This is a genomic window from Phytoactinopolyspora halophila (genome assembly GCF_003287285.1).
Lineage (GTDB): Bacteria > Actinomycetota > Actinomycetes > Jiangellales > Jiangellaceae > Phytoactinopolyspora_A > Phytoactinopolyspora_A halophila.
On record NZ_QMIG01000017.1, the window covers coordinates 12,469 to 38,209 of the forward strand.

A 25,741-nucleotide genomic window follows, 5' to 3' on the forward strand; every position below is an offset into this window, starting at 1 on the left:
ATGCCCTCAGCCCCGGATCATCCCCGCGTGCGCGGGGAGCACGAGTGCGCCGCGTGTACTGCGGAGAGTGTCCGAGGATCATCCCCGCGTGCGCGGGGAGCACCGTTTCTGGCGCGCCGCGAAATCGAGAAAGAACGGATCATCCCCGCGTGCGCGGGGAGCACGTCATGTCGGGCGGCGGGTCGAGCGGGGGCGCCGGATCATCCCCGCGTGCGCGGGGAGCACTGACAGCGACGTGTACGACGACCCACCGGTGTCGGATCATCCCCGCGTGCGCGGGGAGCACGGGAAACAACACCAACGACGGCAACCAGCCGCCAGGATCATCCCCGCGTGCGCGGGGAGCACCCCCGTTGACTGGGGCGATTCTGATGCCATGCCGGATCATCCCCGCGTGCGCGGGGAGCACGACAGCGACCGCCTCATCGTCTCCGAGTCCGGGGGATCATCCCCGCGTGCGCGGGGAGCACGTCACCAATACCAGCCGGCTCGCAAATCCCGACGGATCATCCCCGCGTGCGCGGGGAGCACAGCGGGCTGATCGGGCTGCGGTGGCCGGACCTGGGATCATCCCCGCGTGCGCGGGGAGCACAATCAGGGTCACGTGTTGACACGGCATGGTGCAGGATCATCCCCGCGTGCGCGGGGAGCACTCTGCTGGTTTGGTGGTGCCGGCGCTCAAACGGGGATCATCCCCGCGTGCGCGGGGAGCACAATTGGTCTCGTCGTCGGTCTCGTCACCAACTAGGATCATCCCCGCGTGCGCGGGGAGCACTACGCGAAACCAGGATGCATCACTGACGATCGCGGATCATCCCCGCGTGCGCGGGGAGCACCTCGTGTAGCGGGATGATCCGTTCCTTGTCGCCGGATCATCCCCGCGTGCGCGGGGAGCACCCGCCAGCCAAGCCGATCAACGACGCTTCGAGAGGATCATCCCCGCGTGCGCGGGGAGCACGCCATGTCGCCTTCCACCTCACGTGGCGTCCAGGGATCATCCCCGCGTGCGCGGGGAGCACTTCGACGGTGATGTGGCCACGTCGGGTGCGGAGGGATCATCCCCGCGTGCGCGGGGAGCACTTCACCAAGAGCGATAGCGACAGCAACTTCTAAGGATCATCCCCGCGTGCGCGGGGAGCACAAAATTGATACAGGCCAAACGCCAGGTTTATAAGGATCATCCCCGCGTGCGCGGGGAGCACGCTGTCAACGCGACACCGCGTAGTTTGGCGCTCGGATCATCCCCGCGTGCGCGGGGAGCAATGAACCCGATTTGGATAAGAGATAAGTCCCCGTGGATCATCCCCGCGTGCGCGGGGAGCACGCGTGGTTTGTTTTGCCGTGGATTTTGGGCATGGGATCATCCCCGCGTGCGCGGGGAGCACAGTGAGTCTGCGGCGCGCCCAGCTCGGCCAGCCGGATCATCCCCGCGTGCGCGGGGAGCACATCACCATCTAACATAACAACGCCAGGCTCTTCGGATCATCCCCGCGTGCGCGGGGAGCACCTTGTCGACGCTCAGCTGTTGCAGCCGCGCCAGGGATCATCCCCGCGTGCGCGGGGAGCACCGGACGTATCAATGTAGAACGTCTCTCCAGGAAGGATCATCCCCGCGTGCGCGGGGAGCACCTTGGTACGTGGTACCAAACTAACAGGTGATCGGGATCATCCCCGCGTGCGCGGGGAGCACACGGGCCACCGGACACCCCAGGCCGGTGGCCCGGGATCATCCCCGCGTGCGCGGGGAGCACGCCCGCCGAACCGCCCACGCTGTCGGCCGCCTGGGATCATCCCCGCGTGCGCGGGGAGCACACCCAGAGCGCCGGCGGGTGGCTGCACGAGAGGGGATCATCCCCGCGTGCGCGGGGAGCACTCCCCCGTGCTGTCCCTGTCCGAGCTGCACTGGGGATCATCCCCGCGTGCGCGGGGAGCACCTCGTCGAGCAGCACCTGCAGGTCCTCGGAGAAGGATCATCCCCGCGTGCGCGGGGAGCACGATCGATGCGGGGGTGGGGTGGATGACTGCTGAGGATCATCCCCGCGTGCGCGGGGAGCACGTTTCACCGATGCTGCCGGGAGCGAGTGGTCGGGGATCATCCCCGCGTGCGCGGGGAGCACATCGACGCGCTGGACTGGCACGACCGCCTGCTGGGATCATCCCCGCGTGCGCGGGGAGCACATTTTGCTGGGCAGGCGAATTATCTGGCGAATCGGATCATCCCCGCGTGCGCGGGGAGCACCATACTCGCCGAGCTGGCGTTCGTTTGGGTAACGGATCATCCCCGCGTGCGCGGGGAGCACATCTGCTGGGAAGTATTGTCACAGTGGCACTTGGGATCATCCCCGCGTGCGCGGGGAGCACACTTGTTGACCAGCAGCAATATACGCCAGTACCCCGAATTTTAGTCAGTCTTGGTCGATCGCCGCGCTCATCTCGATCCCGGTCAGACCCGTACCCGAGCGAGGCGAGCGTTGCACCATGTGATCGAATCAAGAAGCGTTCCTGAGGTTCATCAGTTGTCGGCAGCGTAGCTGACGAACACGCTGAGGTGGATGGCTCGGCCAGGGGAAGCTGGGCACCCGTCGGTCACAACCTCGTGAAGGGCTGCCAGCGTGATGCGCCGGGCAGCCCCACACACAAGGAGCTCCCAGTGCGGCTCAACGTTTGCTGCGTCTATCGAGCCTGAACGCGAATTTGACCTCTAATACGTCATCGGCGGTAACCGAGCGTTTACGCCCGGTAACCGCCGATGAGTGTGGGTGCGTCCACGACTTATGGCTCGACGCGCAAGCGCATCTTCACCTGGGCGGGCTCTTTCTTCGGACCCTCGCCGCTCACACTCACCATGTACAGGCCGGGTTCCTCGTAGGTGTGGGTAATCGAGTCGAAGGCCCCGATGGGCTGTTCCGGTGATCCGTCGCCGAAGTCGATGAGTACGTTGTTGACGTCAAGAAGGCAGGTCCAGAATTCGACCTCCGTGCCGGGTCTGATCTCACGGCTGGGCGAGTAATACGCCCAGCCGCGCGCAATCTTCTTACTCCAGGTCGGCGCGTAGACACGCACGGAGATCGCGTCCCAGTCCTCGGCGCCATCAGCAGTCCGCACGACGAGTTCTTCCGCGTAGTACCCGGGCCGCTCGTAGTGAACGTCGGCATAGATGCCTTTGACGACGCTGCCATCGTGCAGGTGCCACTCGTAATCGACGATCTCCGAACCTGGCCGCGCCACCGAGCGGCTGGCATCCAGCCGGTAGGTACCGTTCGTGCGGACGTGACCGAAATTGCCGGCCAATGCAAGAACCTCGTCCGGATACGTTCGGAAGTACGATTCGATGAGCATCGGATAGGGGTTCACTTGGATCTCGTCGAGGTACAGCTCGACGTTCAACCGCGGCTCATACAGCAGTTTGCGGGCGCCGATACGCGTTTGCCCGGTCAGGCCGATGTGTTCGCCACGTTTCAGCTCGGTGCCAGCCACCACGTCGGTCCTGAGGTACTCGATGTTCATGTGTGAGTATCTGATCTGGGCACCATCGCCAACGTCTTGCGTGACTGGGTTGTAGTCCTGGGCCACTCCGGGCCTCGGCGCCTTCACCACCGTGCCATCGCGCATAGCCACCACGGAGAGTCGATCCGGGATCGCTCCCAGATCTTCACCACGTTGGTAGTACACACAATTGAACGGGACCATCGATCCCCACGTGTTGTGGTATGTGCTGCTTCTCCACCTGTAGTTGGCGATCGGAAACATGATATCTTCCGGAGCCCACGGCAGCCCCGCCTCGATCACCGAGAAACATACGTCCTGGTATCCATGGTACAGAGGGCGATATTGTATAAATCCGTGTGCCCATTTCCCCACCGTCTCCACCATCAGACGCACGCCGCCCACGGTGACAGGAAGGACGCCTGGCCGACAGCATAGGACCATGGGCTCGCCATCCACTTCGACCGTAACCATCGCCGCCGCGATGATTCGATTGTCGTGGATTCCGTCGACCCAGTATTCGGGTTCTGTGTGATATTCGATGTCGATAGGCTTGATAACAGTCGTTCCATTGGAGGTATTCAGCTGCGCAGCCTCACCAAGATCCAACTCGAAAACTGTTGGCCAGGGACCCGTAGCCTGAACCTTATTCAGGATCATTCGATCACCTATTGGTACGTGCTGTGTATAGGATCTGCGATCATCACGCGTGCTCATCACCCGGCCCAGCCGCTATCGAGCACGATTTTCCGCTCCGGCAAGGAACGAGACGGGCCAAGATCAGCAACTTTCACCGCACTTCGGCCCCGCCCACAAAGCCCACCCGAAGAATCGCTTCAAATGACAAGAACGCCCGTCCGCTACCGGCGCCCATCACGATCTCCAGCGGAACTTCAGCCGAAATCATGAAGCTTTCTCGATAATGACAATTCGGCTCTTATGTGGATATTTGACACTGAATCAGCACCTCTCACCATTCCCACCCCCTTCATTTCGCATTACTGAAACTTGAATTTTATTAATCGCATCATACGCCCGACCATGTGGCTCCGCAACCGCCCTCTGAGGATTCAATATTTTGCCTTTCGCGCGCGGGAACAACCTGCGGAGTCGAAGGAGCCCCCTGCACACAACACAACATCAGGGGCAAAATAGTATGTCGACCAGCCACGGCCACTATTGCCCTGGCGCCGATGTTCAATCGAGCGATGTCAACAAGAAAGAATTAAAGATGTCTACTGATTATGCTTCCTTATTTGCGCATTGTGGCAACGATGTCATCGTCGAGAATGATGTCCACATCGAGCGTCCAGAATTATTCGATGTAGGAACCAACGTGAGAATATGTGACGGGTTCTACTGTATGGGGGCGGCACGCGTGACCCTCGGTTCGAACGTCACTCTCTACCCCAGGTGCTTCATACAAGGCTCCGGCGAACTCGTGCTTGCCGACCACGTTGATCTATTCCCGAACGCCTACATGTCCACCGGTCATTCCGACGGCCGGATCCAGGTCGGCGAAGGGTCCCACGTCGCCGCGGGCGCGGCCCTATATGGCAAGTACCGCCTGACGCTCGGTAGGTACTGCAACATCGCAGCCAACGTCGTCCTCTCGACGGTGCAACATGATCCTCGCATCCACGCGCAACCAATGGCACGCGTCCGCAGCCAGGGCGGACCGATCACCATCGCCGACGACGTCTGGATCGGCGCCAACGCCACCGTCACGCCGAACACGACGATCGCGGAAGGTTGCATCATTGGTGCCGGAGCCGTGCTGACTCGGGACACGGAGCCGTACGGCATCTACGGCGGGGTGCCGGCGAGGCGACTGCGGGATCGTGAGGCCGCGTCCGCTGACGACCCGGTGGTGCCTACCTAGCCGGAACCACCATGCAGGTCGACGAATGCCTTGGGCACGAGGGTATCCAGGCGAACGTTCTTGAGAACGTCGACGATCCGCACGGCGGCCTGGCCGTCACCAAACGGCGAATGTGCTTCCTGCGTGCGTTCGTGATGCTCCCAGGTCAGCGCCCGGCGTATAGCCTTCCCGATGCTCGGGGCAGTCTCGTCGCAATCGATCACTGACGCCGCACGGGGACGGCCATCCTGCCGTGTTCCAATGTTCACCGTCGGTGTTTTCAGCGCCGGAGCCTCGATGAGGCCACTCGACGAGTTTCCGATCACGACGTCGGCATGCTTGACCAAGCTCAGGTACGCGGTCTGGCCGAGTGACGGCATGGTGAGCGCGCTTTCCGCGTGCTTGTCGATATAGCGGCTGATCGGCTCCAGTACGTGCGTCCGGCTTTGGTCCACGTTGGTGCCCGTCACCACAACCGTCGACTCGGCGAATGTTTCCAGTGCCTCCACAAGTCCAGCCGCGCCTTGACGACTACCTTCGAGATCAGCCGTGGCGGGATGGTACGTCACGGCAAACAACGGTGTTCGCAGCTCAATACCCAAAAGAGATTCGAGTTCGTCGCGGGCAGGAAGCTCCACCGACATGATGGTGTCTATGCTTGGCACCCCTGTCACGTGAACGCGGCCGGGATCCTCGCCCATCTGGATCACCCGGCGCCGGAAAACCTCGTTGGCGGTGAAATGCACGCTGGCGAGCTTCGTGATGGCGTGCCGCGTCGAATCGTCCGTGGAACCAAAGGACAGTTCGCCACCGCTGATATGAGCGACCGGCAGTAGCCGCAGGTTCGCAGCAATCACGACGCCTAGCGCCTCGTAGCGATCGCCGAGCACGAGCAGGACATCCGGTTGCATTCGATCCAGCGCGTCCGTATAGCCGATGATTCCCAGACCCAGCGACTTGGCGACGGCCGACGGCGTGTCATTGCTTAACACGACGTCTACCTGTTCATCGACGACGAATCCGTCGGCCTCGATCTGCCGCACGGTCAAGCCTTGCTCTCTCACGAGGTGGCCGCCCGTGACCAGCAGGCGCAGATCGATGTCCGGATCGTTCGCGAGTGCCCGGATGACCGCCAACAGCGGCCCATAGTCCGCCCGCGAGCCCGTAAAGACACAAACACGACGCACTATGCCGCTCCTACCGGCACATAGTCTCGGGGTTGCGATCGCACGTCTCGATCCAGCGCAGTGCTCAACATTCCTTCGAAATCCCAGGCCGGTGTATAGCCCAACGTGCGCCTCGCCTTCGCTATCGACAACTCAAAAGCCAACTTCACTGGCATCTGGACGGTGACGGCTTCAGCCTGGCTGTCATGCCGTGCGATGGCCGCCGCCGCGTCGTCGCATGTGGTGGTGTTCGGACCGATGATGTTGAACTCATCGTTGGCCGCCGCGTCACGTTCCATACCCAGGACGATTCCTGTGACGGCGTCACGAACGTCGGTGAGGTGTAACGACCAGGGCATCTTGTCTGGACCGGTCAGAACTATCGCGGGGTTGTCGTCGCGCGATCCGACGGCGGTGTCCAAGAGCAGCGTGGGATCGCCTTGGTTGGCAAGGAGCGGCCACAGATTGCTCCGCCTGCCCGCTGCGTAGTGCGCCGCGAGGAATGCACGCGTCCACGTATGACGAAACAGCGCTGTCGCCTCATTGGGGGCGACGACCGAGCCCAAGCGAAGGATCGTGTACTCCAGCCCGTACAGCTTGTGATAGTTCTGCACAAGCCGCTCGGCGAGTACCTTCGACGTTCCGTAGTAATCGCCTGGAACCTGCCGGCTTTCTTCGGTAATCGGCTGTGCCTGTGGATATGCCGGTCCATACGTGTTGTCCGTGCTGGTGAAGACGAATCGGCGAACGGGAGGGCGCTGGTTCACAGCGGCTTCGAGAAGTCGCAGTGTGCCGCCAACATTGATGTCGAAGTACCGCTCCGGGTCGGTGTCTCCGATTCCCATCTGTGCGGCCAAGTGCACCACCATGTCAGTACCGGCAACGGCCTGTCCCAGAGCCTCGGTATCTGTCAGCCAAGCTTCGACAATCTCGATATCGCGAGCAATCTCTCGGTCGGGGCGCCTTCCGTCAGGTCGGACCATCCCGCGCACGTCATACCCGTCGTGTAGTAAATGCTGGGTGAGCGACGATCCGATCCGACCGCCCACACCCGTCACCAGTACCTTCGTCATCAGCCGTCTCCTTCAAGGCGTCTCAGGCTTCTGGGGATCGTCATCTCCGGAATGACGCGTCGCTCAGCGTCTTGGTCAGGGCGTTGACGACGGTGAGCTGTTCGTCCGGGGTGATGCTCACGGAACTCGGCAGTGACAGGCCATTCCGGTATATGTGTTCGGCCGTCCGTCCGCCGAGACGTTCTGCTGACCTGTAGGGCGCCTGTCGGTGAATTGGCGGCCACAGTCGCCGCGCCTGCACGTCGAGCTCTGCCAGGGCGACCACCACATGGTCGACGTCTACGGGCTCGTCGTCGAGCAGCACCGAATAGAGCCAATATGAAGGGTCTGCCCACGAGGCCGCTGGTGCGGGCGTGAGGGGAAGTGGCCAGAGCCAGTCGTCATAGCGCTCCGCGATTGCACGTTTCGCGTCGAGGAAGGCGTCGAGACGCTCGAGCTGTGCCTGCCCCACGGCGGCAGCTAGATTGCTCAGGCGATAGTTATAGCCGACGGTGTCATGGACGTAATGTCCGGTCGCAAGCTTCGCCTGCGTCGTCAGGTGCCGGGCACGCGCTGCCAGATCGGCGTCGTCGGTCGTGATCATCCCGCCGCCACCGCTAGTCATGATCTTGTTTCCGTTGAACGAGAAGCACCCAATGTCACCGGCCGTGCCGACTTGCCTGCCAGCTAGTTGACCGGCACTCCATGACGCTCCCAATGACTCTGCGGCGTCCTCGACAATCGTGATGCCGAACCGATCTCGCAGATCCAGCAAGGGTTCGAGCTGTGCGGGATGCCCCAGTACATGCACGACCTCGATAACGGCTGGGATCTGCTCACCGTCACGGGCTCGCCGGACGACGTCGTCGTGCAGCCGCTCGGTGTCCATGTTCCATGTCGTCGATTCGCTATCGACGAGCAACGCGTCGGCGCCCGTGTAGCTGATGGCGTTCACAGATGCGATGAACGTGAAATCGGAGACCGCAACGAGCTGACCCGGCGCCGCACCGGCCACGCGCAAGGCGACGTGAAGTGCCGCCGTACCGCTCGAACAGGCCACGGCATGTCGCGCCCCCACGGCTTCGGCGAACTGGCGCTCGAATCGTTCGACGAACGGACCGACCGACGAGACATAGCCACTCGCGATGCATTCCTGGAGATAGTGTGACTCGTTGCCATCCAGTGCCGGCTCGATCAAGGGAATCATCGCTGGTACCTCCCGGCACGCACTGCGTCCACCCGAGGTTCGAGCCATCGCGCCGTCTGCGCCAGACCGTCTCGCAACGTCCATGTCGCCTGCCAGCCCAGTTCGCCTTTGGCCGTGCTCGGTTCGGACAACAGGACCTGCACTTCGCTGGCGGGCGGGCGGATCCGTTCCGGATCGGTACTCACCTGCGCTTCGACGCCAGTGACGTCGCAGCAGGCGGAGAACAGCTCACCAATCGAGACAGCGTCTCCCGTACCGAGCTGCAGCACAGAGCCCGAGACGAGCTCCGAAGTGGCGATACGAACGAATCCATCCACCGTGTCCGTCACATACGTCAGATCCCGGCGTGGGCTGAGACTGCCCAGCCGGACCGTCGTCGCACCACAGAGGAGCTGACCCAGAATGGTGGGGATCACGGCACGGGCAGATTGGCGGGGTCCATAGGTGTTGAACGGGCGCAAGATCAATACATCGCCATCGAAGGAGCGGGCATACGCCTCGCACAACTGATCAGCGCCGATCTTCGACGCCGCGTAAGGCGACTGCGCATGCAGTGGATGTGCCTCCGTGATGGGAATCGACTCGGGCGTCCCGTAGACCTCGCTGGTGGAAGTATGAATCATCCGAACATCGCCACGGTCTCGGACAGCTTCGAGCACGTTCAGCGTGCCGGTGACATTCGTGTCCACGAACGATGCTGGGCTCTCGTAGCTGTAGGGGATGGCCACGAGAGCTGCCAGGTGAAACACCACGTCGACGTTCGCCACTGCTTGCTGCACGGTTCTGGCATCACGGATGTCGCCGAGGCGCACGTCAATATCTGCTAGCCGCTCGCTGTCCAGCTCGTCGAGCCAGCCGAAAGAACCGTTGGAGTTGTAGATACAGAAGGCCGAGACTTTGGCCGCCTCGTCCAGCAACCGCTCAACCAGATGACTACCGATGAATCCGTCAGCTCCCGTCACCAACACACGCTTGTCCGCGAGACTTACCACGCGCTCCCCTTTCGGCTGCTATAGCGAATCGGCCAGCCTTTACGCATCGATCGTCGGCGCACTGGGCACGACCGGGACAGGGGTCTGTTTTATGCGGTACCAGCAGAACTCATCCCCCTTTACTGATGCTTTTCCCTGGAGTTGGAATATTTTTGCGCCTATGCGCCCTTTCAGCACCCGCGCCACAGATTGATGACGCTGATCAGGGCGTTCACACGTAACGACGGTGGGAGCATGATGAAAGGAATAATCCTTGCCGGCGGCAGCGGAAGTAGGCTGTATCCAATAACGATCCCCACTTCCAAACAACTTCTTCCGGTTTACGACAAGCCGATGATCTATTATCCGCTGTCAGTGCTAATGTTAGCGGGAATCACCGACATTCTGATCATTACGACGCCACCGGATCGGCCGATATTTGAGCGTCTACTCGGCGACGGTTCATGGATCGGAATCGAGCTGAGTTATGCCGAGCAAGCAAAACCCAGCGGCCTGGCTGAGGCGTTCATCATCGGCGCTTCGCATATAGGCGAAGACTCAGCTGCTCTCATCCTTGGCGACAACATCTTCCACGGCCCCGGCTTCGCCCAGGTCCTGCGGGACCGAAAACACCACATCGAAGGATGCACGCTGTTCGGCTATCCAGTCTCCGATCCACACCGCTACGGCGTGGGCGAGGCCGACGATGACGGCCGGCTCATCTCGATCGAGGAAAAGCCAGCGCAGCCCCGGTCCAACCGCGCCATCACCGGGCTGTATTACTACGACAACGATGTGATCGACATTGCCAAGCAACTCGAACCATCCGACCGTGGCGAGCTCGAGATCACCGACATCAACCGCGTCTACCTCGAACGCGAAAAGGCCCATATCGTCGACCTCGGGCGTGGATTCGCCTGGATGGATGCAGGTACGCACCAGTCTCTCCTCGAGGCCAGCCAGTACGTACACACACTCGAGGAACGCCAAGGCGTCCGGATAGCGTGCCTGGAAGAGATCGCGTTCAGAATGGGTTTCATCGGTGCAGAAGACTGCTACTCCCTGGGCCGGCGACTCGCGAACTCCCGCTATGGGCAATACGTCATGGAAATCGCGCAATCCGAAGGGAAGTGACCAGGCATGCTCAGCATCCTGGTACCCGGAGGCACCGGCCAGCTCGGCCGGGCTATCGCCGAGCTGGCCGGACCAGACCTCGACGTCCTCGCTCCCGGTTCGGCAGAGCTCAATCTTCTCGACGCTGACATGCTGGGACGAGCCGTCGACGATCTTGCCGAACGCGCTCGCGAGCGGGGCAATCATCCCCTCGTCATCAACGCGGCTGCCTACACGGCAGTTGACGATGCCGAGACCGACGAGCGCCGCGCCTACGACCTGAACGTCCGCGCACCCCAGCGGCTAGCAGCGCGCTGCCGGTCATCGAACGTGCCGCTGATACACATCTCCACGGATTACGTCTTTCCTGGCGACAAGAACGGAGCATATGAGCCAGATGACCCACGTGAGCCTCGCAGCGTCTATGGTCGCACCAAGGCGGTAGGCGAGGATGCCGTGCTCGACGTGAGTTCCCGTTCCTGGATCGTCCGTACGGCCTGGCTCTACAGCGCGTATGGCTCCAACTTCGTGCACACCATGATTCGCCTCGAACGCGAACGTCCGAGGCTAACCGTCGTCGCCGATCAGTACGGCTCGCCAACGTGGGCTGCCGACCTCGCCGCTGGCCTCCTGGAGCTCGGCCGTGCTATCGCCACCTCACGAGCACCGATGCAGCGTGTCCTGCACTGTACGAACGCCGAAAGCACCACATGGTGGGGCTTTGCCCGGGCGATTTTCAGCGAGCTCGGCGCCGACCCGGAACGCGTGAAGCCGTGCTCCAGTGCCGACTTCCCCCGCCCTGCTCCACGTCCTTCGAACTCTGTCTTGTCCCCGAGAATCTGGAACGCCGCAGGGCTTACGCCTATGCGTCCCTGGCACATAGCTTTGCAAAACTTCTTCATATGCAACGAGGACATTTACCGCTACCATGATCGCAAAACGCGACTCACCTGAGGAGTGTCTCAAGTGACCATGGAAGCCAGAAAGCTCACCGTCCCGTACACCTACGCATTCACCGATCATCTGATCCGTGAAAAGCGCGGCGCGTCCATCGATTTTTACCGGCACGATTCATTCGCCAAGGCCATTGGCTACCCGTTGCCAATCGCACATATCAGTCACACCGTTTCCAAACGCGGCACAGTGCGCGGCCTTCACTTTACAGACACGCCTCCTGGCAAGAGCAAATACCTCTATTGCCCTCGCGGCGCGCTGCTCAACATGATCGTTGATCTTCGCATCGGATCGCCCATTTATGGACGCTACGACGTCATCAGGCTCGACCAAGACGCCATTCGGGGTGTATTCCTGCCCGGAGGCGTCGGCCACGCCTACATTGCCCTTGCCGACAAGACCGTCCTCGTCGAGATGTGCTCCACTGATGACCCGGACATCGAGCACACCATCTATCCGCTTGATCCTGACCTTGAACTTCCCTGGCCATCCGCTATCGAACCCATCCTGTCCGAAAAAGAAATGAACGCACCCAAACTCGCCGAATACGAGGTTCCAGCCAAGCTACCCTTCTACGAAGAGTGGGTGGAATATTACGAAAGCTTCCTCAAGTAACTCCAGCCTGCGGTTGCCTGGCCGACGACACCGACCGGCCGGGCAACCGCGAGGCAACGCTTAGCCACTAAGGATCGTCTGCCGGCTCCACCTTTTCCACGCTACGACGTTGCCGAGCTCGCTCCTTCGACACATCCCGTGCAACTCGTCCATCGCCACCCGTGTGCCACACCCCCGAGCCCGCGAGCCTCGCTGATGTCTAACAAAACTCGAGCTCTGCCGCCCCGTCCTTAACGCCTGTCCCCTCATCGAAAATCTCCCCCTCGCTGTTCTCAGCGAACGATGAAACATTGGCTTGGCAAACGATGCCGACACGAGAACGGCACGACCCAATAGCTTCCGAGACACTTGTGGCTTTCGCTCAACCATTTCGAGCACCAGCAAGTAATGCACGAACTCTCGACTAAATGGGGGCTCTTCAGAATGAAGGTTCTGATGCTCACTCATGGCACTCGCGGCGACGTCGAACCTTTCGTAGCACTAGCCCTCGAACTCACATCGAGAGGACATGACGTCGTTCTGTTCGCGCCCGCGTCGTCCGCGCCTCTCGTAAAATCTTATGACCTCGAGTTCGTACCGGTCCACGATACCTGGAACGCCCTGATGCACGAGCCATCGATCCGATCAGGGTTTGAGACCAACTTCAAGACCGTCAAAACCATCACCGCCATGCGGAAGTTCCGACGCTTGGCCAGACAGGTATTAGACGACATGACCGCTGCCGTCTCGTACAACCCAGAGCTTGTTGTCTGTCATGCCAGCGGTCCTCTACATGCCATCGCCGAACGACTCCGCGTACCGGCCGTTATCGTATGCCCGGAACCCGTTTGGATTCCTACGAGGGCATTTCCCAACCCTTTAATACCCTTTCGCCTACCTACCCCGCTCAACCGTCTTTCCTACGCCGCGACTCCCTTATGGATTCGCGGCTTCATCGGCAAGACGACGAAGTGGCGCCGCAAGACGCTGGGCCTCCCTCGCCGTAGACATCAAAACAATTCGCTTCGACGACCCGACGGTTCGCATGCGACCGTTCTACAACCATTTAGTCGACATATCCTACCGGACACATCGGATTATCCGGACTCCGTTCACACTACCGGCTTCTGGTTCCTCCCCACCGTCTCTAGCTGGGTTCCACCCAAACGCCTGTCCGATTTCATCGCAGCGGGAGATCCACCCGTCTATATCGGTTTCGGGAGCATGGCCGGCACCGACCCTAAGGAGACTGGAGAACTTATCCGCCAAGCAACGTCAATCGCCAAGGTACGCGCCGTTGTCGTCTCCGGATCCGGTGGCATCGACCTTGAATACGAATCCGACCAACGAGTATTAAGCATCGATCAAGCACCGTTCAGCTGGCTCTTTCCCCGCATGGCGGCCATCGTCCACCATGGCGGCAGCGGCACAACCGGTGCAGCGCTCCTCGCCGGCCGGCCACAGGTTGTGTGTCCCTTTATGAATACTCAACACTTCTACGCTGAGCGGGTCCATGCCCTCGGCATTTCGCCTGAGCCGTTACCCCAAGATCGCCTGACGGCTCATCACCTCGCTCACCGCATTCATCGTGCGGTTAATGACGTCGAGCTCGAAAGACGAGCAGCTAATATGAGATCACTAATATATACTGAACACGGAACCGGGCGCGCAGTGAAAATTTTTGAATCGACGCTTAATAAAAACGCTATCCAGTAAATCATAAAACTGCCAAATACATTACACCCTTAACGTATCTTTGAAGCCATGGCATCGTCATAAATGCGAGAGCTTAAAACAACTACCGGGATAACCATCACTAAATTGATAAATATAACAGAACACGACCGCTCAACGAACCGTCTTCATAAGTCGCCGACGCCGAAACCAACAACTTCGGAGTGCGGTCATTTAGATATGCAGCGACTTTCATCTTGATCGCTTCGGGCACGACATCGAGATCCGCTACTAGGTGAATCGGCCGCGCAGATGACGTCAGCCACGACCCCGTTACCTTCTTCGTGGCCCCTGAGACAAGGGATTCTGGTCGCCAGTTCCGGCATGACTGATTGCTCCTGTCATTTGCATGATCCGGGGGTGTTGTCACCGGGGCTGGTGGCGTGGGAGGACCGCTGATAGGGACAGGACCGCTGGCTCGACACCGTGCTGTGCGTTGGGCTCGGTAGGTCTCTTCGTAACGTGGGTGCCGGCATCCTTCGCCAGACTTGCGACCAGTCGCCGTATGCGAAGGGGAGCCTATTCAATGCAAGGATAGGACAGATCTGGCTACGCCGTGTTTCTCGGTCTTGATGTCGGCAAGGAAGAACACCACGCCACCGGGCTGGACCCGGCCGGGACGCGGGTGCACGATAAGCCTCTGCCGCAGGCCGAGGACAAGATCCGCGACCTGCTCGAGTCGCTGGCTGTGCGCGGCCGGGTGCTGGTGGTTGTTGACCAGCCCGCCTCGATCGGTGCGCTCGCTGTGGCGGTGACCCGTGACCTGGGCATCGATGTAGCCTACCTGCCCGGGCTGGCAATGCGCCGCATCGCGGACCTGCACCCCGGCAACGCCAAGACCGACGCCCGCGACGCTTACATCATTACCAAGGCCACCCGGTCGATGCCGCGCGCGCTGCGCCGGGTCGACACCGGCGACGAGGCACTGGCCGACCTGGAGGTGATCATCGGCTACGATGACGACCTGGCCGGCGAGATCACCCGGATCAGCAACCGTATCCGCGGCCTGGTAACCCAGGTCAACCCCGCGTTGGAACGAATCCTCGGTCCGAAAGATCCGGCGTTCTGCCGTGCTGGAGCTACTGGCCCGCTTCGGCGGCCCCACAGGACTTGCCACCGCCTCGCGACGACAGTTCGTCGCGGCAACAAAGACCCGCGCGCCGCGCTCCTACGAGAAGTTCGTCGACGCCGTCGGGCACGCCCTGAACGAGCAGACCGTCACCGTGCCAGGAACCCGTGCCGCCGAGATGGTCCTGCCCCAGCTCGCGACCCAGCTGGCCGGACTGCTCGCTCAACGCGAGGCGGCCGCGGCGCAGATCGAGGAGATGCTCGATGCGCACCCTCTTGCCCAGGTCCTGACCTCGATGCCCGGCATCGGCGTCAGGACCGGAGCGCCCGCATCCTCCTCGAGGTCGGCGACGTGTCCTTGTTCCCGAGCAGCCGCCACCTCGCCGCCTACGCAGGACTCGCCCCGGTCACCCGCCGGTCCGGCCTGAGCATCCACGGCGAGCACCCCAGCAAAGCCGGGCAACAAGCAGCTCAAACGCGCCTGCTTCCTCGCCGCGTTCGCCGCGCTGCACCACCCCGCCAGCCGCGCCTACTATGACCGGAAATGCGCCCAGGCCAAGAAGCACAACGCCGCCCTCATCTGCCTCGCCCGACGTCGCTGCGACGTCCTGTTCGCCATGATCCGCAACAAGACCCCGTACAGCCATCCCGAACCTCAGCGAGCTTGACAAGTTTCATAGGGACACCCCCAATCAAACCGGCGACAAACCACGGTCCTGACGAACTTCCATGCCCCATCTACGCGACAGCGCTATGTCAGCGGTGCAGGAAAGAACCGGCCGGTCCGCAACGTCCGGTACGCAGATCCTCAACACCCGACATCCTCATAGGAATCCCTCAGCAGTCTTCGCCCGCTGGTCAACGTCTCTTCGTACTGCGAGGCGTCGCGCCGATTACTGCACTGACCTCGGCCCAATAGATGCCAAATAGATCGTTGCCGCTCGCCAACCCGATAGGCCATATCACCCTCCCCTTTGTGCGTTTCTCACCTCCAAACAAGGCCAGTCAGCCTATCGCGCCTTATGTCGTTTCGCTGATGCGTGCACGCAAAGCCTCATGCCGTTGCTCACCAGTGCACACGATATCACCGTTCATGCAGTCGCTTCTCAAGATCACACTCATGCATTAAATCTAAAGCTGACCTCAGGTACGATAGCTCCATGCTGTTTCAGTAATCGCTTCAATTGATCCATATTCACCTCTTCTGGATCGCTTCGATCTTGAGCAGCAAGAGCCGCCAGCGCACCTGCCGACTGTCCCATAGCCATACACGATGCCTGCACTCTCCCAGCGCTATTTGCCCATCGGTCACTCGCAAAGCACCGTCCTGCGACCAGAAGATTCCTACTGTCTCTGGGCAATAACGCCCTACGCGGAATCGATCCAACCTTTCCATATTCCATCGACTCGAAAAACCACGACGACGAATCAACCCCATGCAAATCAATAGGATAGAAACTATAACAAACAGCATCGTCCCATAAGCGTCCTGTCTTATAATCGTCAAGGGTTACTGCGCCTTTTCCTTCGATGGTGACTGTTTCTCGAATCCCCACCTCGGCCGAAATCCGCGCCACATATACGTCTTCAAGACCTGGTTGTTGCCTGAGGAATCGCACCATCCGATAGACGCTTCTTCTTCCTTCAATCTCTGCCTGTGTACGACCGACACTATCGCGAGCGTTAACCGATATCACATGATTCGCATTTCGGCCATTCTTTCTAAGAAAATCCACGCGAGGATTATCGACATTCCAACATCCATCGCTTGCGCTTATTTCGCCGCGCTCAATTGCTTGCTGGAATTCTAGATCGATCTTCTGAATGTCAATCGAGTCCAGGTCATAGCCCGCCAAATCACAGTCGAGAGTCGCTGGCTGCGTTTCTTCGTGTACATGTACCTTATAGCCTGCGATGAATACCATATTTGCGTCGCCCGTACAATCAACTAGTTGCCGCGTGCTAATCGTTTCCATGCCTCCCTTGCCACAGAGGCGCAATGTCCAACTATCTTGGATTTGAGAAATTTCAGCAATCATTGTATGTAACAATAATTCACAACCGGAATCAAGGACAAAATTGTCGCACAAATGTGAGTAAATCATCGGATCCACTAAGGGTTGATGCATTACGAAATTCGCTTCTGGATCCGAGAAATCCGGCATCTGTGCGCCGCTTTCACGGACAGTTCGCTCGACAAGTTCCCAACCGATGCCAGCAATTATCTGCCTACCCCATGCATGAAAGAGCCCTGGCACGTTGATTCCCGCATTGATGGTCACGCCGCCGAGCCGCGAGTCTTTTTCTACAAGCAGCGTACGTGCTCCAGCACGGCCAGCTTGCGTTGCCGCCACTACTCCGGCCGGGCCACCGCCCACAACGACTACGTCATAGTGTCTCATTGTATCTTCTTCTCGATCCAAAGAACGTTCGAACACATTTCACATGAACTCCTCAAATACGCTAGGTGATTATACGGATTACTATAGCGATCTACATAGCAGATGGAAATGACATGAGTTTCGACCCTTGAAGCTGCGGACGTCCTAACAGTTGCACAACGTTAGGTTACTAACCACATAAGCTCATGCATAAGCTTGCACTTGAAGAAATTTCGTTATGTATTTCGAAACGCACAAATGCCGCACCCTCCTAAATAGTCGCCAATGCAACAATTCTTTCTTGGCAATTTAATAATCAATGGCAAGTGGATTAGATAATACACTGCTAGCCCGATCTCCTTGCACAATGTAAAACACATTAGTGTCGCTTGCAATAACTTCAAGCCCACCGATTAGAAGCACTCTATTAATGTGCATCCATACCAATCCACAATGTTATTCTTAACCTAGGACCAGCATGGGAGTGTTTGGATCGCATCGCCTCGTCGTCGGCCTTGAACTGATTTGTTTGATTGAGTAATTTACCGTGATCAACGTAACTGGCCGGGACCCGTTTATTCTGAGAGTTGCTAACGTTGCTATCCGCAATAGGCCGAAAGTCGACCTAGGTACTAGATCTTGTTGAAGGACTTAGTGTAAAGCTGGTGCTCGTGCTCTGTACCATGAGCTTTGTATCTTGAAAGCCGAATTGCTACAACGTTTCGGAACATGGGATGTATTTCCGCCATTTACTATGGCTTATCAAAGGAGCATTGATAGATAACAGTATCGTACGAATTATATACGATCTTGTGCGTATCGAACATGCTCCGCGATATCGGCTGTCATCTGGAGACAACGACATGTCGTGCATCGATCTTCCCGGGCCAGGGACGCCGATGAGTTTCGGTCCGCGGTGCAGGACACCGCCGACGGCGGCCCGTTGAAATCAGTATCGCATTACCGCTCACCAAGGAGTTCCAATATCACTAAGTAGTCAGTTATTACTACGGCCTAAAACGCGAATTGCCGTACCCGGCGGAACCTCATCGAACGAGCGTCAAGGCTCAAGCCGTCCCTGGTAACGGTGAGAATTGACGTATCGCAGCCCGTTAGCTGTACAGTGGCAGAAGTAGCGTTTAGCGGCACTTCAACAGGCACTCGAGCCCGCCCACCGTGTCGAGCTACAGTGCAAGTGCCCAGTTCGTATTAAACACCTATACTGATATTTCAAGTTTGCGTATCCCTCTAGGACTACCTTTCTCCAGCTAAGGCCAAGGACACCACCAACTGGCTGTTGCAGGGCATATCCCTGTAGAAGCCGGATCGGGCTGAGAGGGCGGGTCTTCCGGAGCAAGATGAGAATTGCCAAGCGCTCATACGCCGAACAGGAAAAGCCCGCTCATGGCCTAATGTCGCGGCCGGCCGTCGTCTGGTGGCTCGGTGCGAGGCTCGTCCGATCGCGCATGCCGCGACGGAGATGGGATCTCCCGTTTGTGTGCTTCGACTCGGTTTACCAATACCGGAGCTATGGCGAGGTCGACCGGCCCAGCGCCTCGCACGTACAACCTACGGCGACGTCGGCCGCAGTGATGTTCCGGATCGAGTAGCTACGCCGGCGCCCGCAAAGCGCTTGGCGCGGCGGATTCCGCCCAAACCGGCCGCCGAGGGAATGGTCATCAGCGTGCACAAGGCGATGCGGCGCCTAGGCCGGCTCGGGCTCAACCGCCGCCGGCTCATCGACTTACCGGAAGGCACTATCGCGCCCCACGTCGCATCGGCGTGCACTGGCCCCGGTGACGCGATCCGCCTCAATGCGAACAAGGTCAGCCGTACCGCCGAACCCGGGGGCCCATGCACCACACCGACAACAGCGACCAAGCCAACCATGCAACGGGGCCAAGAAGGGTAGAGCACGGGCCGAATACACCACGTGCACCACCGCCATCGACGGCCGACTTTCACCTACTTACGCTGAAGCTCTCCCTAAACGAGAAAGCCACCACCGCCATCGGGCTCGTACATCGCGCCAAGGCGTTCTTCGCCGCGCAAGGCATCACCCGCATTCCATACTGCCGCAGGAAGCTAGCCACCAGCCTCCTACTACACACCGGCGTCACCAACGTCATAGCCTCATACACCCCGTGCTCCCGTACCACACGCTCCTGCTCAACATTTCGCGTATCTTTCGACATCCACAAAACCTGTTCACGATCCATCGATTCAGGGATTTGCGGTCGCGAAATCTTCGCACATTTTTTTCGTCTACAACTATTCATAGCACCATCGAGCGCACCTATCGCAATAGACTCTGATGAGGTTTACGAAGTGCCACCATCAAAAATAGGCACCAGCATATTATCACCGCGGCAACACACCAAAACGCAAATTGGTAGCCATTCACAATCGCCGTCCCCGAATGTGTCGGCGCCGCCGAGCTCGCCGTCCCAACAGCGGCTGCCGACGAATAGACCGCGATGCCCAGGGCCCCACCAATTTGCTCCGCCGCTCTAACCAATCCTGATACCAGACCCGTATCAGTATTAGGAAGCTTCGCCGTTGCGAGACCTATTAAAGTCACACTCCCATAACCGACGCCTAAGTTCATAACGGAAAGTCCCGGGAGCGCAACCGTAACGTACTCGGAATTGGGACCGACCCGTGTAAGCAATATTGTTCCAGCAGCGATTAGAAACAACGCAGCAGGAGCGACGATACCTGCTCCGAGCCAGCGCAGCATGTGGTTTGTCGTCAACGAGCCAATGACTACCATTCCAGTCGGAGCAAGGAAGGCCATGCCGGTCTGAAGGGGCGAGTATTCACGTATGTTTTGGAAATAGAGTGTCATGAGCACGCCCACCGCCATTACGCCCCCTGCCATTATCGGAAGTGTGACGACCGCGATTGTTAGTGTTCGTTCACGAAAAATGCTCGGCGTAATCAGCGGCGCCGAGTGAAAATGTTCGACTAATGTCAATGTGCCAAGCAAGATCACAGCCACTATCCCAGCAGCCAGTGTGGTTGGGGAAATCCAACTTTCTTGGCGAGCATTGAGCACTGCGTAAACCAACAAAACGGAACCGCTTGTCACGAGTAGCGCACCGCCTAGGTCGATCGATCCAGAAATTCGTGTCCACATTGGCATCCACCTAGCTGCTGCCGCCACGACGATCAAGCCGACTGGGACGTTGACCAGAAAGATCGCAGACCACGATAGCGTGTGGGTTAGTAAGCCACCGACGAACAGTGAAACACTAGCACCGGTAAAATTAAATGCCGCCCATATAGACAACGCTCTGCGTCGTTCTGGACCAGGAGGAAAGGAAGCAAGCAATATTGACAAAGTCGTCGGTATCACAACCGCAGCACCCAGGCCCTGGAGCGACCGCGCGGCAAGCAAAATTTCCGCTGTGGTTGCAAGTCCCGCAAAAAGCGAGGCAACTGTGTAGACCGATACACCGATAAGGAAGACTTGCTTTCGCCCAAATATGTCAGCAATGCGGCCACCGAGCAATAGAAATCCGCCGAATACCAAAAGATAGGAATTAACCACCCACGTAAGGCCCTCAACACCAAAGCCAAGGTCGCGCTGAATTGGTGGCAAGGCAATTACCACGATAGTTGAATTCACGATCATAAAGAATTGCGTAAGACAAATGATCGCAAAGACGAGACGCCGGCGTGCGACCAACTGTGTTTTCATCATCCTTTACCGTTCCGCAGTTCGCATCCGGTTACCTCGTCGTGGCCATCATGTGATATCAAAATTCTCTCTCGTTCTCGCCAATTCGATTATCCCTAAAGTTCTTGCCCTACTCAGCTGCAACCCGCAGAATGGGTGGTCAGGTAATTTCTGACAAGGGGTACTCTACGGTTGGACATGTTTTCTTGTTCCTGCAGGCGTTGCGCCACACGCTAAATCTTAAATTCTTACAACATTGTTGCGCATGTTATTCACAATTATTTCACCATTTTCAGGAATTTAAGTAGGGGGCAATTTTCGTCGGATTGATACTTCTTCAGTTCAAACAACTTGTTCATACCCTCGGGTCTTGCGACAATGACGGCCAGAGTGACAATGTCGGATGAAAATGCCAATTGGCTAAAAACCATTAACCATAGGCTTTGACGACTCGAAATCTATTTGATTTGACTTTCGGAGATGACTCAGGCGTAGCGCATTAGACGTTCTTGAGGCAGCCTGCACGAGAATATTATTTAGGGGAGGTAGTTTGCGCAGAACTTAGTGTGAACGATAGCTTTCGCCAGCGATACGAGATTTGCGCGTGCGACATTCACAGTCTGTTGGACAGGAAAACGATGACGATACTCGCCGCAGAGCAACGTCAGATCCTGCCGCCAGCTCCCTGATACCCCTTGTCAGCAAAACGACATGTTGTGCGCGAGCGCGTTCGAGGCGGAGGTGCTGGTCGCGTCCGACCACGTCGCAGCCGAGGCTACCCGGTTCGGCGAACCGCATCCTCGGACCATTGGCCGACGTCCACTCGCCCCCGAGCATGTAGATACCCGCCTTATCGAAGCCAACCCGGCCACGCTGAACGAGTATATCGTGACCGTGCCCGGCACCACCGCCGCCGACAGAGTGCTGCGGCAGCTGCCAGACAGCAGCTTGAAAACGGCGCTTTCTCAGCCGCATTAGCGGCTCAGGTCGAGGAACTACTTCATGCCTACCGTCATGCGCAGCTCCTAACCTCCACCCCCGGCATCGGAGTCAGCAATTACGCCCGCATCCTCTTCGAGACCGACGACGCCTCGCACCTCACCAAGTCGGCATACCTCACCGCCTACGACAGCGTCGCCCCCATCACCCGCAAATCCAACACCAGCTTCAAGGGCGAACACCCGGCGCAGGAGACAAGCGCAAACTCAAACGCCCGTGCTTCCTCGTCGCCACCGCATCTGTGTTAAAACCGGCCAGTCGGGCTCGGCACCACAACAAACGCGACCAAGGAAGGCACCCAAAGCCGCCGTCATCTGCCTCGCCCACCTAACGCCATTATTATTCCCCCACGCCCAGTTCCGCTGTAAGTCCCACTACTTCTATCCCTAGCCCCAGACAGCTCGAAAACCTCCACAGGCAGATCCAAGGCTCTGCCACAGCTCAAGCTCATCTGCCAAAGCAGCTGCCGTCCTCGCTGGCCCGTTCCGTTGACCAGCTCGAATCTGTCCACGCCGGTCACATGCCTCATCGAGACCCACGAGACCAAGATCCGTACCGCTACAACGCTACAAGTTCTACGCAAGACCCCATCACCTCGCAGGCTGCGCGGACCTATACGACCAGCAACAACCTCGAGCTCTGGCCAAACATGCAGCTACGTCCGGCCGCAACTACAACTTCCCGCTCATATGCCTGAAACAGGCGCAATCTACCTACAGCCACATCGACTCAGGCCCGCCCATGTTCTCTGCGCTGAACTTGCCTACACCCGGCAGATATCCTATCGATTCTGGGACCGCAAGTGCTCACCTACCCCATGTCGTCTCGCGGGACACGAATCAACATCGGCACCCACTAAAACTACGGTTAACAGCCATACCTACCAGAACGACCTCGACCAGTTCGCCAAAATGTTACAGCTGTCGCGATCAAAGTACCTTTCACCCGTCTCATCTTGACCGCGACCTAGTCAATTCCCAGACTGATTACTCCCTCAATGGCCGCCAGCAGCGCAACTCCTCGTTAAAATCGTCCCCTATGATTGACATATCAGCCCCCACGAAAATATATAATTGCCACTCAAAACAGGAACCGCAAGATCTATCTTCAGTTTCCAACGGGTCCGGCCTGGCAAAATTACGTGTAGCTCATCGCGAATAATTCTGAAGAAATTGGAGTTTAAATACAAACTACATCCAGACCGACGTAAGAACGAATTCATCCGTTCACCATTGACCGGCGTAAGCTCTATTAATCGTCCCGCGCTGCCTAATAGCCATCTCATACGCCAGATCTCTTCTTCCCCTTACGCGCTACCCAGGTTACACATTTTCCGAGAGCCAAAAGTTCCTATGTATCATAATTAACTCATACACGATTAGCATGCATAAGCAACCAATTTTACACAGTTGCTCGCAAATCAATATATCTCACATCGCCTCCATCCCGGGACCTCCAGGATCCGCAGCCATTCAGTCGGAAACAACACAGAGAGAAAATTTTCCATGACCTTAATAACAGCATTTCCCTTGAAACGGTTGACTGAGGTGAGAGTCGAAAGCTTCGGGCAGAACGTCATAACATTAGATTCACTCAAAGACCATGCGTCCTCTGGAGCCAGACATATCCTGATTGAGGTGAACGCCGCGCACACAGGATCGCAACCACAGTACTGCGAAGTTGTAATAAATTCCGACCGGCGAAAAGTCTACAACTGGCGGGAATTTAGTGCCGGGACGCGAGGGGTACTTACGAGGTACAAGCTTGAGCAAACCACAGGCCATGGCGTCGATATCCCCTCGCGCGACCAGGATTTATACGGCGGCGGATTTCTTCTATTTCCGAATGCCTTTCACTCGGACAATCTAAAGATCTTCCAAACAGTTGGGTCATCTGTCGAGGAAAGATTCAATCGACATGTAGGCATATACATGCGACCCGAACCCATAGACTCAATTCAACTCCGGCCATCACAAGACGTGGAACAAGACAACGCCTGGGACATTGGAAGCATTTTTCAATTATACGCAGTCGACGAAAGCCATCTTGTGGGCGAGCAGCATCCGGGAGCCGACGGTAGGATAACCGTAACTGAACCACTACGAGATACAAATCATCTTTCGTTGTTAATGCACATGCGCGCCCAGGAAGGAGTGGAGGCTTGGCAAGGTGAACGCATCTATCAGATCGTAAATGGATCAGATAATGATGACCGCTACGTGGTTCAGCGACTTGGTGGCGAAAACAACGAGGTAAATAAGATAATTGACGGAAGGTTTATCGAACAAAGAGTCGGATGGTCGCCGGATGAACTCGCCCCAAAAGGCTCATTTGGCACGATTGCGGCACTTTATCCAGAACTTCAAAGTGCCGAATTTTATCAGTCTTGGATTAGCCAGCACGCGTCATCGGAAGGCGTATATTTTCCCGTCAGTCAGGAGAATGGTCGATGGGAATATCGGGACCGGGTTTCCGAATTGCGATTCTACCCTAGATTCCGGTCAGGAAGCGCCGTCGGCTCCCGTATAGACGCTTATCGGGTACCATCAAATCCGACGACACGTTATCTAGTTGGTGAAGGCGGCGACAGATTAGTGAAGCTTGATGTCCCGCCAGGGGTAGTATGCCTTAGGGCAATTTTCGTCGCACGCACTGACGCCGACCAAGTCGAGGACGGCATCCTGATTGAACTCAATGAAGATACAAGCACCTTAAACTACGCTCGAAGGCGAGTATCTGCCGCGGACGGAACACATGAGACCGGTCGCGCAGATGACAATGAGTTCGGTGTTGCTCCGGGCCGTCGCGCACCGTCGAATGTGTTTGGTTGCGGTATTTTGAACTTTCTCCAACACGCCGCAGACGATAGGGAAAAGCATGTCCTCGCAATCGTCGGCACATCTGGAGGTCGCCTTGCACTGTATGGTGGACGGTGGCGTAGTAGACATCCAGTTAAGTCAGTGACCTTCAAGCCTAGAATGGGGAACGTCTTTGAGAAAGGTTCGGCATTCGAACTGTCGTTCGTTCCAGAGACCGCTAATCACATATGGGGTTGAGACACGTAATCCGTCCCAAGCTCAGTGTTGTAGATTCTGGAACGCCATACCCGCCGGAACACACTCATGCGCTCCCAATCTAGTCGTTCTCATTCGTAGCGGAACGGACATTAAGAATGGCAAACTCATCGCCACGATAACAAAGAGGCCCAAGCCGAAGCTTACCTGGACAACCTAATCCAAAGGTCTCAACACTTGCTCCCAACATAGAAGGACCTGCTCATGCTCTCGCGCCGACGCCCACCGTCTGCTGAGTTTGCATTCACGTCCGATATCTCGACCGGGAAACTCGAAAAGCTCGGCCCTTTGCCCTGCCCAGCTCCCGGACCTCCCGCGCCCCGCAGTAGGCACGTCGACGCGCTGCCGGCATCGACCTCGGACTGAGGCACACATTAGTGTATGCCTGGCCTCTCTAAT

14 protein-coding genes, 1 pseudogene and 1 CRISPR repeat array (1 of these 16 cut by a window edge) are annotated in these 25,741 nt (G+C 58.0%); of the genes and pseudogenes, 8 read left to right on the forward strand and 7 right to left on the reverse strand.

Annotation, left to right across the window (positions count from 1 at the left end; translation table 11 throughout):
• Positions 1-2,361: a CRISPR direct-repeat array (repeat unit 28 nt; unit sequence GGATCATCCCCGCGTGCGCGGGGAGCAC); it begins 169 nt to the left of the window's first position.
• Positions 2,362-2,772: 411 nt separating this feature from the next.
• On the reverse strand, positions 2,773-4,146 hold the full coding sequence (locus tag DPM12_RS15055; RefSeq protein WP_158542904.1) for a PKD domain-containing protein: 1,374 nt from the start codon (positions 4,144-4,146) through the stop codon (positions 2,773-2,775).
• A gap of 496 nt (positions 4,147-4,642) precedes the next feature.
• On the opposite strand from DPM12_RS15055, the gene DPM12_RS15060 reads away from it, so the two are divergent.
• On the forward strand, positions 4,643-5,368 hold the full coding sequence (locus DPM12_RS15060) for an acyltransferase (protein WP_112259166.1): 726 nt from the start codon (positions 4,643-4,645) through the stop codon (positions 5,366-5,368).
• On the opposite strand, the gene neuC is transcribed toward DPM12_RS15060, so the two are convergent.
• Genes neuC through DPM12_RS15080 form a run of 4 tightly spaced genes read right to left on the reverse strand, consistent with a single transcriptional unit; the run spans position 5,365 to position 9,734 of the window.
• Positions 5,365-6,534, reverse strand: a complete 1,170-nt coding sequence (neuC, locus tag DPM12_RS15065; RefSeq protein ID WP_158542905.1) for a UDP-N-acetylglucosamine 2-epimerase — start codon at positions 6,532-6,534, stop codon at positions 5,365-5,367. The two genes, DPM12_RS15060 and neuC, sit on opposite strands and share 4 nt — an antisense overlap.
• The gene (locus DPM12_RS15070) at positions 6,534-7,586 is read right to left on the reverse strand and encodes an NAD-dependent epimerase/dehydratase family protein (protein WP_112259168.1); all 1,053 of its coding nucleotides are present in this window, start codon (positions 7,584-7,586) and stop codon (positions 6,534-6,536) included. The genes neuC and DPM12_RS15070 overlap by 1 nt, the downstream gene beginning before the upstream one ends.
• A gap of 40 nt (positions 7,587-7,626) precedes the next feature.
• Positions 7,627-8,772: a DegT/DnrJ/EryC1/StrS family aminotransferase gene (locus DPM12_RS15075; RefSeq protein ID WP_112259169.1), complete on the reverse strand. Its 1,146-nt coding sequence runs from the start codon at positions 8,770-8,772 to the stop codon at positions 7,627-7,629.
• Positions 8,769-9,734 carry an SDR family NAD(P)-dependent oxidoreductase gene (locus tag DPM12_RS15080; protein ID WP_211659012.1) on the reverse strand — a complete coding sequence of 322 codons (966 nt, stop codon included), beginning with the start codon at positions 9,732-9,734 and terminating at the stop codon, positions 8,769-8,771. The genes DPM12_RS15075 and DPM12_RS15080 overlap by 4 nt, the downstream gene beginning before the upstream one ends.
• A gap of 267 nt (positions 9,735-10,001) precedes the next feature.
• Between DPM12_RS15080 and rfbA the strand changes: the two genes are divergently transcribed.
• The 5 genes and pseudogenes from rfbA to DPM12_RS15105 all read left to right on the forward strand — a co-directional run bounded on the left by rfbA (position 10,002) and on the right by DPM12_RS15105 (position 15,874).
• Positions 10,002-10,877 (forward strand): glucose-1-phosphate thymidylyltransferase RfbA, encoded by an 876-nt coding sequence (gene rfbA, locus DPM12_RS15085; RefSeq protein WP_112259225.1) that lies wholly within the window; start codon positions 10,002-10,004, stop codon positions 10,875-10,877.
• A gap of 6 nt (positions 10,878-10,883) precedes the next feature.
• Complete coding sequence (gene rfbD / locus DPM12_RS15090) at positions 10,884-11,810, forward strand: dTDP-4-dehydrorhamnose reductase (protein ID WP_112259170.1); 927 nt, start codon at positions 10,884-10,886, stop codon at positions 11,808-11,810.
• 18 nt (positions 11,811-11,828) lie between these two features.
• On the forward strand, positions 11,829-12,425 hold the full coding sequence (locus DPM12_RS15095; protein ID WP_112259226.1) for a dTDP-4-dehydrorhamnose 3,5-epimerase family protein: 597 nt from the start codon (positions 11,829-11,831) through the stop codon (positions 12,423-12,425).
• A 435-nt stretch (positions 12,426-12,860) separates the two neighbouring features.
• Positions 12,861-14,120, forward strand: a complete 1,260-nt coding sequence (locus DPM12_RS15100; protein ID WP_245951288.1) for a glycosyltransferase — start codon at positions 12,861-12,863, stop codon at positions 14,118-14,120.
• Between the two features lie 574 nt (positions 14,121-14,694).
• Positions 14,695-15,874, forward strand: a pseudogene (locus tag DPM12_RS15105) (IS110 family RNA-guided transposase).
• A 450-nt stretch (positions 15,875-16,324) separates the two neighbouring features.
• Here DPM12_RS15105 and DPM12_RS15110 read toward each other — a convergent pair.
• Positions 16,325-17,644: an FAD-dependent oxidoreductase gene (locus tag DPM12_RS15110; RefSeq protein WP_211659014.1), complete on the reverse strand. Its 1,320-nt coding sequence runs from the start codon at positions 17,642-17,644 to the stop codon at positions 16,325-16,327.
• Positions 17,645-19,883: 2,239 nt separating this feature from the next.
• Positions 19,884-21,290 (reverse strand): MFS transporter, encoded by a 1,407-nt coding sequence (locus DPM12_RS15125; protein ID WP_158542907.1) that lies wholly within the window; start codon positions 21,288-21,290, stop codon positions 19,884-19,886.
• Positions 21,291-21,985: 695 nt separating this feature from the next.
• Here DPM12_RS15125 and DPM12_RS24515 point away from each other — a divergent pair.
• Entirely contained in the window at positions 21,986-22,516 is a 531-nt protein-coding gene (locus DPM12_RS24515; RefSeq protein ID WP_158542908.1) for a transposase, read from the forward strand.
• Positions 22,517-23,905: 1,389 nt separating this feature from the next.
• The gene (locus tag DPM12_RS22830; RefSeq protein WP_123788407.1) at positions 23,906-25,324 is read left to right on the forward strand and encodes a hypothetical protein; all 1,419 of its coding nucleotides are present in this window, start codon (positions 23,906-23,908) and stop codon (positions 25,322-25,324) included.
• Positions 25,325-25,741 lie beyond the last annotated feature (417 nt).